The sequence below is a fragment of the Methylophaga sp. F-2 genome, assembly GCF_056859315.1.
Window position 1 is genome coordinate 108,160 of the sequence record NZ_JBSXOF010000021.1, and the last position, 17,777, is coordinate 125,936.

General features: G+C 44.0%; 16 protein-coding genes. All 16 read left to right on the top strand.

Annotated elements, in window-relative coordinates; translation table 11 throughout:
• Positions 1 to 6 precede the first annotated feature (6 nt).
• The 16 genes from aroQ to AC13DA_RS15175 all read left to right on the top strand — a co-directional run bounded on the left by aroQ (position 7) and on the right by AC13DA_RS15175 (position 17,777).
• Positions 7 to 444, top strand: coding sequence for a type II 3-dehydroquinate dehydratase (gene aroQ, locus AC13DA_RS15100; protein WP_284451542.1), 438 nt, complete (start codon positions 7 to 9; stop codon positions 442 to 444).
• Between the two features lie 22 nt (positions 445 to 466).
• Entirely contained in the window at positions 467 to 916 is a 450-nt protein-coding gene (gene accB / locus AC13DA_RS15105) for an acetyl-CoA carboxylase biotin carboxyl carrier protein (protein WP_007143997.1), read from the top strand.
• A 63-nt stretch (positions 917 to 979) separates the two neighbouring features.
• Positions 980 to 2,320, top strand: coding sequence for an acetyl-CoA carboxylase biotin carboxylase subunit (gene accC, locus AC13DA_RS15110; protein WP_273178455.1), 1,341 nt, complete (start codon positions 980 to 982; stop codon positions 2,318 to 2,320).
• Between the two features lie 6 nt (positions 2,321 to 2,326).
• Positions 2,327 to 3,199: a 50S ribosomal protein L11 methyltransferase gene (prmA, locus tag AC13DA_RS15115; RefSeq protein ID WP_284451541.1), complete on the top strand. Its 873-nt coding sequence runs from the start codon at positions 2,327 to 2,329 to the stop codon at positions 3,197 to 3,199.
• Complete coding sequence (dusB, locus tag AC13DA_RS15120; protein WP_284451540.1) at positions 3,189 to 4,196, top strand: tRNA dihydrouridine synthase DusB; 1,008 nt, start codon at positions 3,189 to 3,191, stop codon at positions 4,194 to 4,196. Before prmA ends, dusB begins: the two co-directional genes overlap by 11 nt.
• Positions 4,193 to 4,483, top strand: a complete 291-nt coding sequence (fis, locus tag AC13DA_RS15125; RefSeq protein ID WP_273178458.1) for a DNA-binding transcriptional regulator Fis — start codon at positions 4,193 to 4,195, stop codon at positions 4,481 to 4,483. Before dusB ends, fis begins: the two co-directional genes overlap by 4 nt.
• A gap of 33 nt (positions 4,484 to 4,516) precedes the next feature.
• A complete protein-coding gene (gene purH / locus AC13DA_RS15130; RefSeq protein WP_284451539.1) occupies positions 4,517 to 6,079 on the top strand; it encodes a bifunctional phosphoribosylaminoimidazolecarboxamide formyltransferase/IMP cyclohydrolase in 1,563 nt (520 codons plus the stop codon).
• Between the two features lie 17 nt (positions 6,080 to 6,096).
• A complete protein-coding gene (locus AC13DA_RS15135; protein WP_284451538.1) occupies positions 6,097 to 8,733 on the top strand; it encodes a class I adenylate cyclase in 2,637 nt (878 codons plus the stop codon).
• Positions 8,734 to 8,807: 74 nt separating this feature from the next.
• Positions 8,808 to 9,839, top strand: a complete 1,032-nt coding sequence (gene argC / locus AC13DA_RS15140) for an N-acetyl-gamma-glutamyl-phosphate reductase (protein WP_284451537.1) — start codon at positions 8,808 to 8,810, stop codon at positions 9,837 to 9,839.
• Positions 9,839 to 10,531 (top strand): DUF6776 family protein, encoded by a 693-nt coding sequence (locus AC13DA_RS15145; RefSeq protein ID WP_284451536.1) that lies wholly within the window; start codon positions 9,839 to 9,841, stop codon positions 10,529 to 10,531. Before argC ends, AC13DA_RS15145 begins: the two co-directional genes overlap by 1 nt.
• Before the next feature lie 12 nt (positions 10,532 to 10,543).
• Positions 10,544 to 10,987: a bactofilin family protein gene (locus tag AC13DA_RS15150; protein WP_007144006.1), complete on the top strand. Its 444-nt coding sequence runs from the start codon at positions 10,544 to 10,546 to the stop codon at positions 10,985 to 10,987.
• Positions 10,988 to 11,052: 65 nt separating this feature from the next.
• Complete coding sequence (gene erpA / locus AC13DA_RS15155; RefSeq protein ID WP_007144007.1) at positions 11,053 to 11,397, top strand: iron-sulfur cluster insertion protein ErpA; 345 nt, start codon at positions 11,053 to 11,055, stop codon at positions 11,395 to 11,397.
• 126 nt (positions 11,398 to 11,523) lie between these two features.
• Positions 11,524 to 12,789, top strand: a complete 1,266-nt coding sequence (locus AC13DA_RS15160) for a DUF2254 domain-containing protein (protein ID WP_284451535.1) — start codon at positions 11,524 to 11,526, stop codon at positions 12,787 to 12,789.
• 88 nt (positions 12,790 to 12,877) lie between these two features.
• On the top strand, positions 12,878 to 13,474 hold the full coding sequence (locus tag AC13DA_RS15165) for a TetR/AcrR family transcriptional regulator (protein WP_284451534.1): 597 nt from the start codon (positions 12,878 to 12,880) through the stop codon (positions 13,472 to 13,474).
• A gap of 11 nt (positions 13,475 to 13,485) precedes the next feature.
• Positions 13,486 to 14,640, top strand: a complete 1,155-nt coding sequence (locus AC13DA_RS15170) for an efflux RND transporter periplasmic adaptor subunit (protein ID WP_284451533.1) — start codon at positions 13,486 to 13,488, stop codon at positions 14,638 to 14,640.
• A 2-nt stretch (positions 14,641 to 14,642) separates the two neighbouring features.
• Complete coding sequence (locus tag AC13DA_RS15175) at positions 14,643 to 17,777, top strand: efflux RND transporter permease subunit (protein ID WP_007144011.1); 3,135 nt, start codon at positions 14,643 to 14,645, stop codon at positions 17,775 to 17,777.

The following is a 17,777-nucleotide window of genomic DNA, read 5'->3' on the forward strand; positions in this document are numbered from 1 at the left end:
ATCGCAATGGCGAATATTGTTGTGCTTAACGGCCCCAATCTCAATCTGCTTGGGACACGCGAGCCTGAACATTATGGTGCTGACACGCTGGACGATGTTCAACAACGCCTGGATGCAATCGCAACAGATGCCTCACACCAACTCGATTTTTTTCAAACCAATGCAGAGCATCAATTAATTGAAAAAATTCATGCTGTCAGAGGTAAGGCTGATTTCATCATTATTAATCCGGCTGCCTTCACACACACCAGTGTGGCATTACGAGATGCTTTATCCGCGGTCAAAATTCCTTTCATCGAAGTACATATTTCTAATATTCACGCACGCGAAACATTCCGCCATCACTCCTACCTGTCAGATATTGCAGTAGGCGTGATTTGTGGACTTGGCACCCAAGGCTACGAATTAGCTTTGGCATCTGCCATCAGACAACTCAACCCATAACGACTAAATATAAGGTTTTAGCATGGACATTCGTAAAATAAAAAAACTGATTGATTTGATCCAAGAATCTGACGTATCTGAAATTGAAATTTCAGAAGGTGAAGAGTCAGTACGTATCAGTCGTAATCAGCATTCTGCGGCTGTTTCTTACAGCGCTCCAGCACCTGCTCATTATGCTGCTCCAGCGGCAGCCCCTGCACCAGCACCCGCAGTAGAAACAGCCAAAACGGTTAATGAAGCTAATGCTGTCCGCTCACCAATGGTGGGGACTTTCTACCGTTCATCATCGCCTGAAGCCGCGCCATTTGTTGAAGTTGGCCAATCCGTATCTGCTGGTGATGTCATTTGCATCATCGAAGCCATGAAAATGTTCAACCAAATCGAAGCAGACCGTAGTGGTACTGTCAAAGCTATTCTGGTTGAAAACGGTGATCCTGTTGAATTTGACGAGCCGCTAGTCATTATCGAATAACAGTCACGCTGGCTATCTCAGCATAGCCATTGCTCACCCTGAATTGTGGATTAAAACCAAATTATGATCGATAAAATTGTTATTGCTAACCGAGGCGAGATTGCCTTGCGTATCTTGCGGGCTTGTTGGGAACTGGGCATCAAAACGGTTGCTGTTCACTCAACGGTAGACCGTGACTTAAAACACGTTTTGCTAGCTGATGAGACTGTTTGTATCGGCCCTGCCCCCTCTAGTGAAAGTTATCTCAACATCCCTGCACTTATCAGTGCTGCTGAAATTACAGATGCCACAGCAATTCACCCCGGTTATGGCTTTTTATCTGAAAATGCTGACTTTGCAGAACGTGTAGAAGAAAGTGGCTTTATTTTCATCGGTCCACGTGCTGATACCATCCGTCTGATGGGTGATAAGGTATCGGCAATTAAAGCGATGAAAGAAGCCGGTGTACCTTGTGTACCAGGCTCTGACGGCCCATTAGGTAATGATGATGAAACCAATTTACGTCTGGCACGTGAAATCGGCTATCCGATCATTATTAAAGCCGCCGGTGGTGGTGGTGGTCGTGGTATGCGCGAAGTTCACAGTGAAGCACACTTGCTTAACGCTATTGCCTTAACACGTAGTGAAGCAAAAGCAGCATTTGGTAATGGCATGGTTTATATGGAGAAATTCCTGGAAAATCCTCGCCATATTGAATTCCAGGTACTCGCCGATCAGCATGGCAATGCTATTCACTTAGGTGAACGCGACTGCTCTATGCAGCGTCGCCATCAAAAAGTTGTTGAGGAAGCTCCTGCTCCAGGCATCACCCCAGAAATGCGTGATCGTATGGGTAAAATCTGTGCGGAAGCTTGTGTGCGCATTGGTTACCGTGGTGCTGGTACCTTTGAGTTTCTCTATCAGGATGGTGAATTCTATTTCATCGAGATGAATACCCGTATTCAGGTAGAGCATCCGGTTACTGAACGTGTAACTGATGTTGATCTGCTGGTGCAACAAATACGGATCGCGGCTGGTGAACCACTATCTATTAAACAAGAAGATATTGTCATGCGTGGACATGCCATTGAATGCCGTATCAATGCTGAAGACCCTCGCACGTTTATGCCAAGCCCAGGACAAATTACGTCTTATCATGCACCAGGCGGTGCCGGTATCCGTATGGATTCTCACATTTATAGTGGCTACCGTGTACCACCAAACTATGATTCTCTGATCGGCAAACTGATTGCTTACGGTAAAACACGTGATATCGCGATTGCCCGTATGCAAACGGCCTTAAAAGAAATTGGTATTGAAGGCATTAAAACTAACGTTGAGCTGCAACGTGACATCATGGACGACACTCACTTCCAAACGGGTGGCACCAATATTCATTACCTTGAAAAGAAACTGGGCATGTAATCAACCATGGCCTGGATTCAATTTATTTGTAACACCACATCAGACAAGGCAGATGCATTGTCTGATGCGTTTTCTGAGTGCGGTGCAGCGGCTGTCACCTTTGAAGATGATGCCGATCAGCCTATTTACGAACCCGATCTGGGTACCACACCTTTGTGGACGGCAACACGTGTTGTTGCCTTATTTGATGCGGAAACCAATCCTGATGATGTCGGCAAGATGTTATCAACGCTGGTAAACGATATACCGCCATATCGCGTTGAAGCCGTTGAAGATAAAGACTGGGAAAGGGAATGGATGGATAACTTTCATCCTATCCAGTTTGGCGAGCGTTTATGGATATGTCCCAGCTGGCATACACCACCAGCACCTGATGCGGTCAATATTATGCTCGATCCCGGTCTGGCATTCGGTACCGGTACCCACCCCACCACAGCCTTATGTCTGAACTGGTTAGACCAGGCAGATCTCAAAGGTAAATACGTGATTGATTATGGCTGCGGTAGTGGTATTTTGGCGATTGCTGCTGCCTTGTTAGGGGCTGAACGTGTTATTGGTGTCGATACCGATCCGCAGGCACTTGAAGCGACACGTGCCAATGCTGCACGTAATGGCGTCGAGATCGAAGCCTATTTGCCCGGTGACTGTCCGGATGAACCATGTGACCTATTACTGGCGAATATTCTGGCCGGCCCACTTCAAACCCTTGCGCCACGTTTTGCCAATCTGGCCAAACCCAGTGCGGAGCTGGTGTTGTCAGGCATATTAGAGGTACAAGCACAGGAAGTATCGGATAGCTATGCTGCATGGTTTGATATGCAAGCGCCTACCATCAAGGAAGATTGGACTCGATTAAACGGCACACGTCATGCAAGGTAACACCCTCAGTATCGGGCCATACCGTTTGCCGAATAATTTATTTCTGGCGCCGATGGCAGGAGTGACGGATCGCCCATTCCGCCAGCTTTGTCGTCGACTTGGTGCGGGAATGGCGGTATCAGAAATGATTACCGCAAACAAAGCCTTATGGGCCAGCAAAAAATCTTTATTACGTGCCAACCATGCAGGTGAGCCGGAACCACGTAGTGTACAGATTGCTGGTGCCGATCCCAAAATGATGGCTGAAGCAGCAAAACATAATGTCGATCAAGGTGCCCACATTATTGATATCAATATGGGCTGTCCTGCAAAAAAAGTCTGTAATGTGATGGCGGGTTCTGCTCTATTGCAGGATGAATCATTAGTGGCCAGCATCCTTGAATCAGTGGTAAATGCTGTCGATGTGCCTGTCACCCTGAAAATACGTACCGGTTGGGATAGAGATAATCGTAATGGTTTAATAATCGCCCGTATTGCCGAACAATCTGGCATACAAGCCTTAGCGATTCACGGCAGAACACGAGCGGATGCCTATAAAGGCGAAGCCGAATATGACACCATTGCAGAAATAAAAGCGGCTATTTCATCCATGCCAATTATTGCTAATGGCGATATAGATTCGCCATTAAAAGCAGCTGAAGTACTCAATAAAACTGGCGTTGATGGCTTAATGATTGGGCGTGCTGCCCAGGGTAACCCATGGATTTTTAGACAAATTATCCATTACCTTGAGCATGACAAACTGTTATCATCTCCTTCTGTTGCTGAAATTCGTCAAATCTTGATTGAACACCTGGAAAACCTGTACGATTTTTATGGTGATTTTTCTGGTGTCCGAATGGCGCGAAAACATATTGCCTGGTATAGCAAAGGCCTACGAAATGGTAATGCCTTCCGTCAGGAAATGAATTTGCTCGAATCACCGCAACAACAGGTAGACTTTACACGTCAGTTTTTTGATCAACTACAAGAACAACAGGATATTCAAGCCGCATGACTCAACCGCTAGCCAAAGATTCAACTACATGCGCAGAGCTAGCTGTCGCCGCTGAGCAAACAGCGGCACCATTGAATGTGTGTGTGACGCGTGCACTGGCTGATTACTTCGAACAACTGGAAGGTCATCCTGCAGCCAACTTGTATGAAATGTTAATGACGGAAGTCGAAGTTCCCCTGCTCAAAGCCACCCTGGAACATACCAACGGCAACCAAAGTCGTGCAGCTGAAATTCTCGGTATTAACCGTGGAACATTACGTAAAAAGCTTAAGCAATACGGCTTATAAATCGAATTTTTTATCTCCTGGAAGTGATTTTCAATGAATCAAATCAAACGTGCTCTATTGAGCGTATCAGACAAAACTGGTGTGCTTGAATTAGCCCAGCAATTAAACAAGCTCGGTGTAGAACTGTTATCCACTGGCGGTACAGCCAAATTATTAGCCGAAGCAGGCTTACCAGTAAAAGAAGTCTCCTCACATACTGGCTTCCCAGAAATGATGGATGGCCGTATCAAAACATTACACCCCAAAATTCATGGTGGTTTATTAGGTCGTCGTGGTACCGATGACGCCATTATGGCTGAGCATGATATTGCTCCGATTGATCTGGTAGTCGTTAACCTTTATCCCTTTGAAGCCACGATTGCACGTGATGACTGCACCTTGCCGATGGCTATTGAGAATATTGATATTGGTGGCCCCACCATGCTGCGTGCTGCGGCCAAAAATCATGCGGATGTCACTGTGCTGATTGATCCTGCTGACTACGCCAACGTTCTAGCACAAATCGAAGCCAATGGCGGTGTCGATGATGCCATCCGTTTTGATTTAGCAGTAAAAACATTTGAACATACAGCACATTATGACGGTGCTATCGCCAACTATCTGGGCAAATTAACCGGTGAAGAAAAAGCCTCTTTCTCACGTACATTTAATAGCCAGTTCGTGAAAAAACAAGACATGCGTTACGGTGAAAATCCTCACCAAAATGCCGCTTTCTATACCGAAGCGAATCCTGCCTCTGGCACCATCAGTGCTGCCAAGCAATTGCAGGGTAAAGAACTGTCATATAACAATATTGCCGATACAGATGCCGCGCTGGAATGTGTGAAAGTGTTCCCTGAAGCGCCTGCCTGTGTGATTGTTAAACATGCCAACCCATGTGGTGTGGCTGTCGCAGATAGCTTGCTCAAGGCATATGACTTAGCTTACGAAACCGATCCAACCTCTGCCTTTGGCGGTATTATCGCCTTTAATCGTCCATTAGATGCTGAGACAGCAAAAGCCATTATTGATCGCCAGTTTGTCGAAGTCATTATCGCACCATCAATCAGTGAAGAAGCCCAGGCAATCGTCGCTCAAAAAGCCAATGTGCGTTTATTGGCCTGTGGCGAATTTGAAAACAATGCCGCAACTGGACTCGATTACAAACGTGTTAACGGTGGTTTATTAGTTCAGGACCGTGATGAAGCACTGGTGCAAAAAGCCGATCTGAAAGTGGTCACTGAAATAGCCCCATCTGAAGAACAAATGGCTGACTTATTATTTGCCTGGCGTGTCGCTAAGTTTGTGAAATCAAACGCCATTGTGTATGTCAAAAATCAACAGACTGTTGGTATTGGTGCCGGACAGATGAGCCGTGTTGTGAGTAGTCGAATTGCGGGTATTAAAGCTGAAGATGCGGGTTTAACGGTACCAGGTGCCGTGATGGCTTCTGATGCCTTTTTCCCATTCCGAGATGGCCTGGATGCGGCAGCAGCGGCAGGTATTAAAGCTGTTATTCAACCAGGCGGCTCTATGCGTGATGATGAAGTTATCGCGGCAGCAAATGAGCATGGTATTGCCATGGTCTTTACTGGCATGCGTCACTTCAGACATTAAATAACCGCGGATTGTTTGTGGATCGCGTTGAGGCTTATCGTTTATTCCAATCGCTAAATTATCAGCGCTTTCAACACTTAATTGAAATGGCGCCTGCTCGTCAGGCGTTAATTTTTCAATTATTGCCCCTTTTCTTACATATCAATGCCAAGCTGCTGCCGGGTTATATCAGTGATGATGTGCCGGCCGGCTTGCTTGATTATCGTCCGTCACAGGACACGATAAACAAAGCACAACAACTGAATCGCAGCTTCAGTCATCGTGTACGCGCTTTACGTCGTTATCCCTTGCGCGGCCTTTATCTTATCAACCCTCACCATCATTACAGCTACTCCGATAAAACGGAATTTGAGTTATGGGTACTCTGTTCTGATCTTGTCGATATTGAACAGCGTCACCAACTGCAATTAAAGTTAGATGCCATCACCGCTTGGTGCGAAGAAAATGGGCTATGGCTGAAAACACAGTTACTCACCGAAAAGGCACTAGCTGATAACACTGCCTTATCTGAAGGGCAAAAAGAACAGTTTTATACACAAGGTATTGTTCTGGCAGGTGCTGACCCTTATTGGTGGCTGATAAGCCATGAAGAAGCGACGGATCATCAAGCCATTGTTGATGAATTCAAAACACAGGCTAAATTTAAACAATACAATCTGGTGGATTTTGGTCCGGTCAAGGTTGTTGATCAAAATGCCTTGTTTGAAACGACTTATGCCGTAGGCAAAGACGTTCTGTTAGACGGACATGTCTCACTTGATCTGCTCTATCTGCCTCTTCTATTAGAAACGGTGACGTCTTTTCCATTACTGTCGTCTGTTTTAAAACAAGCTATTTATCGCGGTGAGTCTCGCTTTTCCGCTCTGGAGAACCAGGCATTAAAACTCTCCATTATTGAATCATACGCCGAAGAATCATTAATCAATATCGCCAGAGAAGTATTCTATAAGGAAAGTCAGGAAGCACTTTCTGTTCAGCTAAACCAAGCTCAGCATCCATGGCGCAGAGAATTTGTAAAACAGCTGACAACGTTGTGGGGATGGTCTGAAATCCAATTACAAACATTGGATAATCGCCACTCCAATATCAAACAAAACCAACTTTGGTTTACCAGATTATCCCCTGTTATTCAGTCTTTATTAGAAAAGCTCGAGCTTTATTGTAAAAAACATCAACTGGATACCCGCCATGAGATAACTTATCTCAAGCAGTTATACCGTTTGCGTTTTCAACCGCAGGGAAATCAGATTCCCTCACTGCCACTATCATTTCGCCCTGAACTTAATGAAAGCCGTTTGTATTTATACAGATTCAAGGATCAACAAGACTGGCTGGTCAGTCAGGTGCCGCTTGCAGATAATGCAAAATCGGGCTTATACCAACATTCGCAACTCATCGATGTTTTAAGCTGGGCGATCAATCATCATCTGTTAGCAAAAACCAACTGGCTGAGTGTGACAGACCAGCACCAGAAGTACACAACATCATCTGTCATAGAGCTCAGTCATTACATTATCAACCAGGGTCTGGGCCTGCTTGATATCCCGAAGCAACAAGCAGACATCACAACAACGGAAACCATTGTTCAGGTTTTGGTATTCCCTAATCTGGAGCAGCAGCCCAGCAATAAACTTTCTCAACAGGGTTTACAACTCGCCAGCAAGCAAAATGATCCGCTCAATTACAGTTCCTTTAAAGAAAGTCTGGTATTAACGATCGATTGCTTATTTATCTCCAGTCATGGTCAGATTTACAGTACGTTTTATCAGGGTCAGACGGCTGTGCTGGAGATGCTTACCAGCCTGCTACTTTGGCAGCCAGCAGCCTCCCCCAAAGTGAATAGCTGGTGTACAACGCCAGGGTTTGAAAAATCAATAAACCATCGCTTTGAAACGTTAATACCGCAAGTTTGCCAGCTTTATCAAACTCATCCACAACGAGGAAAATTTTTGATTAATCTGGCCGATCGTCCTTATCAACTTCAATGGCATGATGAGCAAGTTGAATATGTAAGACGGCCGATGTCACAAACCATCTGGCAACACCTTGCTGACAATACACACACTTTCACTGCACAGGCGCTGGATAGCTATCTTGATAAAGACCAACTTCTGAATACCCTATTGAGCTATCAGACAGCTGAGCAAGTAAGTATTTTTCTTTATCTCGAGAAAAATACCGTGGTGTATTATCTTATTGATGAATATGCCAATCTCGTCCGCCAGCAAGTTCAGCATCTCAGTGAGTCAACCCTGATGGGGCACCTTCAAATGTTTCTGTCACACATTAAGGCAGACAATAAACTTAAACATATCCGCTTTTACTTGCTCAGCCATCACCAGCAGGGCTGGAAAATCAATGCGATTGCCCGACAGAACTCAACACAAACTTTTCTACCTGTTCAGGTGACCATGGAGAGTCCGGCACTGGATGCAGCCTGCACCATTATGTGTGGTAAAAAATGGTTTGAAGGCCGTGCTGATGATACAAGCTTATTTGCTCAAGTCCATCAGCTTATTCATTCCTTACGACAAAATAACCAGACATATCCGCTTTATATCAATCAACTACAATTTACTGATAATCACGCTTACCCAACGGCTATATATATTCAGCAAAAGAACCGTTTGGAACAACTTTTCAACCAACAATAATCGATACGGGCTTTCTCTTTGGCCTGTGCTCTTTTATTATGTTGGTCTTTCATTATCGGACGACAGAGTAAGTTATGATCAAAGTCGGCATTGTTGGTGGCACCGGATATACAGGTGTCGAACTATTAAGATTACTTGCTAATCACCCTGAGGTCTCACTGGAAGTTATCACCTCCCGAAGTGAAGCAGGCATGCCCGTCAGCGATCTTTTTCCAAACTTGCGTGGTCATGTAAATATCGCCTTTTCAGAGCCAGATCCCGACATTCTTGCTCAATGTGATGTGGTTTTCTTCGCCACCCCTCATACCGTGGCGATGGCATTAGTACCTGAATTGATTAAACGTAATACTCGGGTTATCGATCTTTCTGCTGACTTCAGGCTCAAAGACCTTGCTGTCTGGGAGCAGTGGTACAACACCCAGCATACTTGTCCTGAGTTATTTGAACATGCCGTTTATGGTTTACCGGAACTGAATCGCGACAAGATCAAAGACGCACAGTTAGTTGCTGTACCGGGCTGTTATCCAACAGCCACAGAACTGGGCTTTTTGCCATTATTGGAAGCAGGATTAATTGACCCCCTGCACTTAATTGCGGATGCAAAAACTGGCGTCAGTGGTGCTGGCAGGAAAGCGGCCATACCCATGCTGATGGCAGAAACCAGTGGTAGCTTTAAAGCCTATGGCGTGAGTGGTCATCGTCACTTGCCTGAAATCCGTGAAGTCTTATCCCAGCATTGCCAGCAAGAAGTGGATTTAACATTTATTCCACATCTGGCCCCCATGGTGAGAGGCATTCATGCTACCTTATATGGCCAACTTATTTCACAAGATGTAGACTTACAAAAGGTGTTTGAAGATCGTTATGCTAACGAGCCTTTTGTGGATGTCATGCCGAGTGGTTCCATGCCGGAAACACGCAGCGTTCAGGGTAGTAATGTCTGCCGTATTGCTGTGCATCAACCCCAAAACAGTCATACGGTGGTTGTTCTTTCTGTTATCGATAATTTGGTCAAAGGCGCCTCCGGCCAGGCTATCCATAATATGAATATCATGTTTGGCCTCGATGAAAAAACAGGGATTAATGTAATTGCGATGATGCCCTGATGATTGATAAACCGTATGTAATCCAAACCAGACGACCGTTTAGAACCTTTTTGTTACTGCTGATAACACTCACAGTATCAACTTCGATTGTCTGGTATTGGACCACCCAATGGCAAAGTGAACAAAACAAACACCTTGCTGAACTAACAAAACAGAACAAAATTCTTCAGGGAGAAAACAAGAAGTTACTTGAGCAAAATAAACTTCTCTCCTCGCAGGTAAATGATATTTCGCGAATGCAGGCGATGCAGGATGCCACCGACTCTCAGTTACAATCGAATCTAGAAAGATTGCAGGATCAAGTCATTGAGCTGAACAAAGAACTATTGTTCTATCAGAATATTACCCAGGGTAATGCCAGTAGTGAACTTCAGATACGAGAGCTTCATCTCAGAGCCAATCCAGATAATCTATCGCAGTATTTCTATCGGATTGTTATTACCCAAGGTAAAAAAATCTCAAAAGCAATCAAAGGGGATGTATTGGTGACATTGAATTTTGCCGATGATAAAACCAAACCTCGGCTGGCCAATAAACACAGTTTGAAACTAAAACATGTGCAAGTGCTTGAAGGTGTATTCAGCATCGAAGAGAATGAACAACCGAAAAGCATTGATATCGAATTAAAACAAAATAAAAAAGTCTTAACTAAACGTACTTTTCAGTGGGAAGTGTCCACTACCCTGCCATAAATGAGGTTCATCATGTTCAAAAAAGATAAACCAAAAAAGAAAAAAACAACGACCCGCATAGATACATTAATTGGTCGTGATACACACCTAAAAGGCGATATCAACTTCAGTGGTGGTTTACGTATCGATGGCAGCATTCAAGGAACTATTGTTGCCAATGATGATGGTTCCTTATTAACCCTGAGTGAACAAGGAAAAATTGATGGGGAAGTCCGTGTGCCTAATCTCATCATCAATGGTGAAATAAATGGTAATGTCTTCGCATCAGAACATGTGGAGCTTGCGCCAAAAGCACGTATCAATGGCAACCTTTATTACCGCATGATCGAGATGGCCATGGGAAGTGAAGTGAACGGTCACTTAATTCGCTCTCAGGACGAAGAGGAAGATATACTCCATGTCGAGCATGAAGTCTTTGATGAAAAAGCGTCTTTCCACCTTGAGCAAAAAAGCTAAATCTTGACTATTTTAGTCAGAATTGGATAATGGCTATTAATTAACCATTTATTCGGAGTGATGACATGACAAGCGAAATGCCCAGCCCAATCATTTTTACCGAGGCAGCGGCAGCAAAAGTCAGCAATCTTATCGCTGAAGAAGGTAATGATCAGCTCAAGCTGCGAGTATTCATTACTGGAGGCGGTTGCTCAGGTTTCCAATATGGCTTTACCTTCGAAGAAGAAGTCAGTGATGGTGATACACAAGTAGAAAAAGGTGGTGTCACTTTATTGATTGATCCAGCAAGTTATCAATACTTGGTTGGTGCAGAGATTGATTACACAGATGGCATTGAAGGTTCTCAATTCGTCATTCGTAATCCAAATGCTACAACAACCTGTGGTTGCGGCTCTTCTTTCTCGCCATAAGCAAAAACATATGACCTCAAAAAACCGGTGTTTCAACATCGGTTTTTTTTTGCCGTCATTTATTGTCTTTGTTGCCTGTTAACGACGGGTTCATTATTCTGAAACGATACGGATAGAGGGTAGAAGATGATATCAAAATGGCAATGGTTATTAACTCAACTCACGCGCACATTGTGGTTGAGAGCCTCATTATTTGCAGTACTGGCTATTGTGACAGCATTAATCGCCATTCCCGCACAATCATTGATAAACAGCCCTCTTCCATTTGAGATTGGTGCTGAGGCTGTTCGGGGCATCCTAAATATCCTCGCTTCGAGCATGCTTGCCGTCACGACGTTTTCTCTCAGTGTTATGGTCTCTGCTTATGCAGCAGCAAGCTCAAGTGCGACCCCAAGAGCAACCCAACTGGTCAGGCAAGACACCACGACCCAGAATGTACTTGCAACGTTTATCGGCTCTTTTTTGTTCAGTCTGGTCGGTATTATTGCCTTGAGCACCGATATCTATGGAGAAAATGGTCGTTTAATCCTGTTTACCGTGACTATCGGCGTTATCATCCTGATCGTTGTCACCATCTTGCGTTGGATAGAGCACCTATCTTTATTAGGTCGATTGAGTGAAACCACGAACCGTGTGGAAGAAGCTCTTACAGAAGCCATGAAACAACGTATTGACTATCCATGCCTTGGTGCAAAACGCTTAGACAAAGACAACCCACCCAAGAAAGGCAAAAACGCTGTTTATGTTAAGCACATTGGTTATATCGAGCATATTGATTTGGGTGGGCTCAACCGCTGTGCCGAATCAAATGAAACTGAAATCTGTTTGTATATAGAGCCAGGTCACTTCGTTCATCCAGGTGAAGCTGTTGCTTATTATGACGGTGCTCAATCTGATACGATTGACGAAACTATCAATAAAGCACTTACCATCAATGACTTGAGATCATTTGATCAGGATCCTCGCTTTGGTTTCACTGTACTCGCTGAAATCGCCTCCCGCGCACTCTCTCCTGCCGTGAATGATCCGGGTACTGCCATTGATATTTTGAGTCGGGCAGTCAGAGTCCTGTCACTATGGCAAGAGCATAAAAATCTTGATGATGCTGATGAGAGTATTGCCTACCCACATGTTCGTATGCCAGAAGTGAAGCTAGATAATCTTTTTGATGATATTTTTCTACCCATCAGCCGGGATGGGGCTAGCATGCTTGAGATTCATATACGACTGCAAAAATCATTACTAGCCTTAAAACAAATCTGTCCCGAATGCTTTGAGAGCTGTGTAGACAAACACTCTGAACTTGCTTATCAACGTGCTTTATTAAGCTTAAAGTTAGATGCAGATAAACAACGCTTGCAAGTATTACGAGACACGATCAAATCTTCATAATTTAAACATCTGTCACAAAAATACACTTTACTAAAATTTGTTTTAACCATAAAATGAATGAACGTTCATTCATTATGGGTAGAATTTCATGTGTGCATCCTCATGCAAGGATAAACATCAAGCTATCTTATCTGCGACCTTAAAGTTGTTAGCTGAGAAAGGTTTTCACGGTTTTTCAATTAAACAACTTTCAAATGAAGCTGGCGTTGCTGCAGGAACTATCTATCTTTATTTCAAAGATAAAGATGCACTTATTGCTGATTTACACAGTACGATTATTAGTGCCGTAGCTAAAGCCATATTTAAAAACAAGAATGGCGCATTACCAATAAAAGATCAGCATCGACAAATGTGTCTGAATTTATGGCAATTCTGTCTCGAAAATGAGTCTATTACGTTATGTAAGCCGCAGTTTGATCATTTACCAATGGATGTACTTCACCACTTATATGATGATACATGGTCACAATTGAAACCGATTGCAGAATTGTATGAACAAGGACGTCAGCAAGGCGTATTAAAGAACTTACCTGATGACGTATTAAGCGCTTTTAGTTTTGAACCTATCGTAAATCTGGCCGGTCAGCAGCTTCGACGTACTATCGATATTACAAATGATGACCTAAATACTATGTTGGAAGCATCATGGAGTGCTATATCAACATCAACAATTGAGACTCAATAATGGAGTTATTCATGAAAATCTCACCTTCAATCTCACGTGTTATAGCACTATCGGCTTTATTGATATTAACCGCATGTCAATCGGATGAGCAGCAACAAGGGGCTCAACAACAGGAGAGTCATGTTGATGTTGTCACTCTCGCCCCACAAAAGGTCACATTACGTAGTTCATTACCAGCTCGCACTACCGCCTTTAGGCAAGCAGAAGTTCGCCCACAGGTGAATGGTATTATCGAGAAACGCCTATTTGAAGAAGGCGCTCAGGTGAAAGAAGGCCAACAGTTATATCAAATTGATGCCGCTTTATATGAAGCTGAAGTAGCCAATGCCAAAGCACAATTAATGCGAGCCAAAGCGGCTCTCCAGACAGCTAAATCGAAAGAAGCCAGATATAAAAATCTGCTCGCTGATAATGCCATCAGTCAACAAGATTATGATGATGCCTTAGCAACCTATCAGCAAACAGAAGCTGATATCAAAGTTCAAGAAGCCACATTAAAAACGGCCGAAACCAACTTAAACTACACGCATGTCTATGCACCCATTTCTGGGCAAATTGGTAAATCAAACTTCACAGAAGGTGCATTAGTGACAGCCCAGCAAGCAGCGGTGCTAACTACAATCTATCAACTTGACCCTATATACATTGATGTATCACAACCATCGAAACAACTACTGGATTTACGTAAACGTATTATTGCCCGTCAAATCAACAAGGGAAAGGCTCCGAAGGTTACTATAACACTGGAAGATGGAACGGCTTACTCTGAAACAGGCACCTTGCAGTTCGCTGAGGCTAATGTGGATCCAACAACGGGTGATGTGGTGTTGAGAGCCATTATGCCAAACCCAGATAATCTGCTGTTACCCGGCATGTTCGTCAAAGCGACAATTGAGGAAGGACAACTGGACAATGTCATTTTAGCCCCACAAAAAGGGATCACTTTTGATCGTGAAGGCAATGCCACAGCTTTAGTTGTTAACAAAGAAAATAAAGTGGAGTTACGTCAACTAGAACTTGATCAGGCTGTTAATGACAACTGGATTGTTAAATCAGGGCTTAATGCTGGTGATCAAATCATTGTTGAAGGTCTGCAAAAAGTCGCACCAGAAGCATCAGTTAAGATTGATAACAATACATTACAAACAGCGGATAGTGGAGCGTAACCATGGCTAGATTTTTTATTGATCGCCCTGTTTTTGCCTGGGTTATCTCCATTATCATCATGTTGGCGGGGATAATTTCCATTTTTCAATTACCGATATCCCAGTATCCGACGGTAGCTCCACCCTCAGTAGAAATCAGTACAACCTATCCTGGCGCTTCTGCAAAAACGGTTGAGGATACGGTTATTCAGGTTATCGAACAAAACCTAACGGGGATTGATAATGTACTTTATATGTCTGGTACCAGTGATTCATCTGGTGCAGGCTCGTTAACGGTCACCTTTAATGCAGGTACTGATGCCGATATTGCCCAGGTACAAGTACAGAACAAACTACAATCTGCCATGCCTTTGCTACCTCAAGCAGTTCAGAATCAGGGCATAGAAGTTACCAAGTCCAGTGCGGCGTTTTTAATGGTGCTTGGCTTTTACTCTGATAATGGCAGTCTGGACAAATATGACATTGCTGACTATGTCTCGGCAAATATCAAAGATCCCTTAAGCCGTATAAATGGTGTAGGTCAAATCCAAGTATTTGGCTCGCAATACGCCATGCGTATCTGGCTCAATCCAGATAAATTAGCACATTACAAATTGACCACAGCTGATGTAACCAGTGCCATTAGTGCACAGAACGTGCAAATTGCTGCCGGTGAACTCGGAGGAGCACCCGCTGTTAAAGGTCAAGAATTTAATGCCAGTATTATCGTACAGACCCAGCTGGAAACACCGGAAGAGTTCGGCCAAATCATCTTACGTGTGAATGAAGATGGTTCACGCATCAAACTGTCTGATGTGGCTCGTATTGAATTAGGTGGTGAGAATTACCAATTTGAAACGGAATACAATAGACAACCGGCTGCTGGTATCGGTATTAATTTAGCTTCAGGCGCCAATGCACTGGAAACAGCCAAAAAAATTCGTGAGCGTATCGACGAATTATCACCTTATTTTCCAGAAAGCCTGAAAGTCGTTTATCCATACGATACGACACCTTCGGTCAGAATCTCGATAGAAAACGTTATTCACACCTTAATTGAGGCGATCGTTTTAGTGTTCCTGGTCATGTATTTATTCTTACAGAATATCCGGGCCACATTGATTCCAACCATCGCCGTGCCGATTGTATTATTAGGGACGTTCGGTGTGCTGTTCGCTTTCGGCTTTAGTATCAATACACTGACGATGTTTGCCATGGTGCTGGCGATAGGTTTGCTGGTTGATGATGCGATCGTGGTGGTTGAAAACGTGGAGCGGGTCATGCATGAAGATGGGCTCTCCCCTAGGGAGGCCACCCGCAAATCAATGGATCAGATTACTAGTGCGCTCGTGGGCATCGTTCTGGTACTTTCAGCCGTATTTATTCCTATGGCCTTTTTTGGTGGCTCAACGGGCGTAATTTACCGACAATTCTCGGTAGCCATCGTCTCTGCTATGGCCTTATCGGTTCTGGTTGCCCTGACATTGACCCCCGCCCTATGTGCAACATTGCTCAGAGCAGGCGATGATGAACACAATGATAAAAAAGGCTTCTTCGGCTGGTTTAACCGTAATTTCAACAGAGCAACGAATAAATACCAAAGCTCTGTCGGCCATATGATTCACCGTACTGGCAGATATATGCTTATTTATTTATTGATTGTGGGCGTATTGGCGGTTTTATTCACTAAACTTCCCACCTCTTTCTTGCCAGAAGAAGATCAGGGCACCATGTTTACTTTGATGACATTGCCTGCCAATGCCTCAAAACAACGTTCTGCTGAGGTGATGAATAAAATAGAAGATTATTATCTTGATCAAGAGAAAGAGAGTGTCAACTCAGTCTTCTCTATCATCGGCTTCAGCTTTGCTGGTCGTGGTCAAAATAATGGTATGGCCTTTACCGATATGAAACCTTGGGATGAAAGACCTGGTCAGGAGTTAAGCGTACAAGGTGTTGCCGGACGTGCATTCCAATATTTTTCATCCATCAAGAATGCCATGATATTCCCTATCATCCCTCCTCCCATTACTGAACTCGGTAATGCCAGCGGCTTTGATTTACAGCTCAAAGATGTGGGTGGACAAGGTCATGCTGCATTGATGAATGCTAGAAATCAATTACTGGGTATGGCTGCTCAAGATCCAAGGTTAACGGGTGTGAGACCCAATGGTCAGGAAGATACGCCTCAATTTAAAATCGATGTGGATCATACAAAAGCAGCGGCTTTTGGGGTGGACTTAAACCAAATTAATCAGACCTTTAACACAGCTTGGGCATCCACCTATGTCAATGATTTTATTGATAATGGTCGGGTCAAGAAAGTCTACGTGCAAGGCGATGCGCCATATCGTATGATGCCGGAGGATGTATCAAAATGGTATGTCCGTAATAATGATAATGAGATGGTGTCACTGGGTTCTCTGTCAGAAGGACGCTGGATTTATGGTTCACCACGACTTGAACGCTATAACGGTGTCTCATCAGTGAACATTCAGGGTGAAGGTGCGCCTGGTGTCAGTTCTGGTGACGCGATGAAAGCCATGGAAGAGTTAGTAGCTAAACTACCTCCAGGTTTTTCTTATGAATGGACAGGTCAATCTTATCAAGAACGTGAGTCTGGCGATCAGGCACCACTACTCTATGCTATCTCTATCATGGTAGTGTTCCTGTGTCTGGCAGCACTATATGAAAGCTGGTCAGTGCCTTTCTCCGTTTTAATGGTTATACCTTTGGGTATTATCGGGGCTGTCTTGTTTACCATGGCCCGTGGATTATCGAATGACGTGTATTTCCAGGTAGGCCTATTAACGACTATTGGTCTGGCATCAAAAAATGCCATCTTAATTGTTGAGTTTGCTAAATCACTTTATGAAGATGGTATGTCGCTGATTGATGCCACCATGGAAGCGGTCAGAATGCGTCTTCGCCCTATCATCATGACATCACTTGCCTTTATGCTTGGCGTATTACCTCTGATGGTAGCTACGGGGGCTGGCTCTGGCAGTCAAAATGCCATTGGTACAGGTGTTTTTGGTGGTGTTTTCACTGCTACCGCATTAGCCATATTCTTTATACCCGTCTTCTTTGTTGTGGTATTTAGTTTGCGTGAAAAAGTGACTAAAAAATCATCACATAATGAAGTTAAAAAGGCCTGA

Excerpts from the sequence above, each read along its gene's own strand:
- aroQ (WP_284451542.1), top strand. The coding sequence starts at position 7 with ATGGCGAATATTGTTGTGCTTAACGGCCCCAATCTCAATCTGCTTGGG.
- accB (WP_007143997.1), top strand. The coding sequence starts at position 467 with ATGGACATTCGTAAAATAAAAAAACTGATTGATTTGATCCAAGAATCT.
- accC (WP_273178455.1), top strand. The coding sequence starts at position 980 with ATGATCGATAAAATTGTTATTGCTAACCGAGGCGAGATTGCCTTGCGT.
- prmA (WP_284451541.1), top strand. The coding sequence starts at position 2,327 with ATGGCCTGGATTCAATTTATTTGTAACACCACATCAGACAAGGCAGAT.
- dusB (WP_284451540.1), top strand. The coding sequence starts at position 3,189 with ATGCAAGGTAACACCCTCAGTATCGGGCCATACCGTTTGCCGAATAAT.
- fis (WP_273178458.1), top strand. The coding sequence starts at position 4,193 with ATGACTCAACCGCTAGCCAAAGATTCAACTACATGCGCAGAGCTAGCT.
- purH (WP_284451539.1), top strand. The coding sequence starts at position 4,517 with ATGAATCAAATCAAACGTGCTCTATTGAGCGTATCAGACAAAACTGGT.
- argC (WP_284451537.1), top strand. The coding sequence starts at position 8,808 with ATGATCAAAGTCGGCATTGTTGGTGGCACCGGATATACAGGTGTCGAA.
- AC13DA_RS15145 (WP_284451536.1), top strand. The coding sequence starts at position 9,839 with ATGATTGATAAACCGTATGTAATCCAAACCAGACGACCGTTTAGAACC.
- AC13DA_RS15150 (WP_007144006.1), top strand. The coding sequence starts at position 10,544 with ATGTTCAAAAAAGATAAACCAAAAAAGAAAAAAACAACGACCCGCATA.
- erpA (WP_007144007.1), top strand. The coding sequence starts at position 11,053 with ATGACAAGCGAAATGCCCAGCCCAATCATTTTTACCGAGGCAGCGGCA.
- AC13DA_RS15160 (WP_284451535.1), top strand. The coding sequence starts at position 11,524 with ATGATATCAAAATGGCAATGGTTATTAACTCAACTCACGCGCACATTG.
- AC13DA_RS15165 (WP_284451534.1), top strand. The coding sequence starts at position 12,878 with ATGTGTGCATCCTCATGCAAGGATAAACATCAAGCTATCTTATCTGCG.
- AC13DA_RS15170 (WP_284451533.1), top strand. The coding sequence starts at position 13,486 with ATGAAAATCTCACCTTCAATCTCACGTGTTATAGCACTATCGGCTTTA.
- AC13DA_RS15175 (WP_007144011.1), top strand. The coding sequence starts at position 14,643 with ATGGCTAGATTTTTTATTGATCGCCCTGTTTTTGCCTGGGTTATCTCC.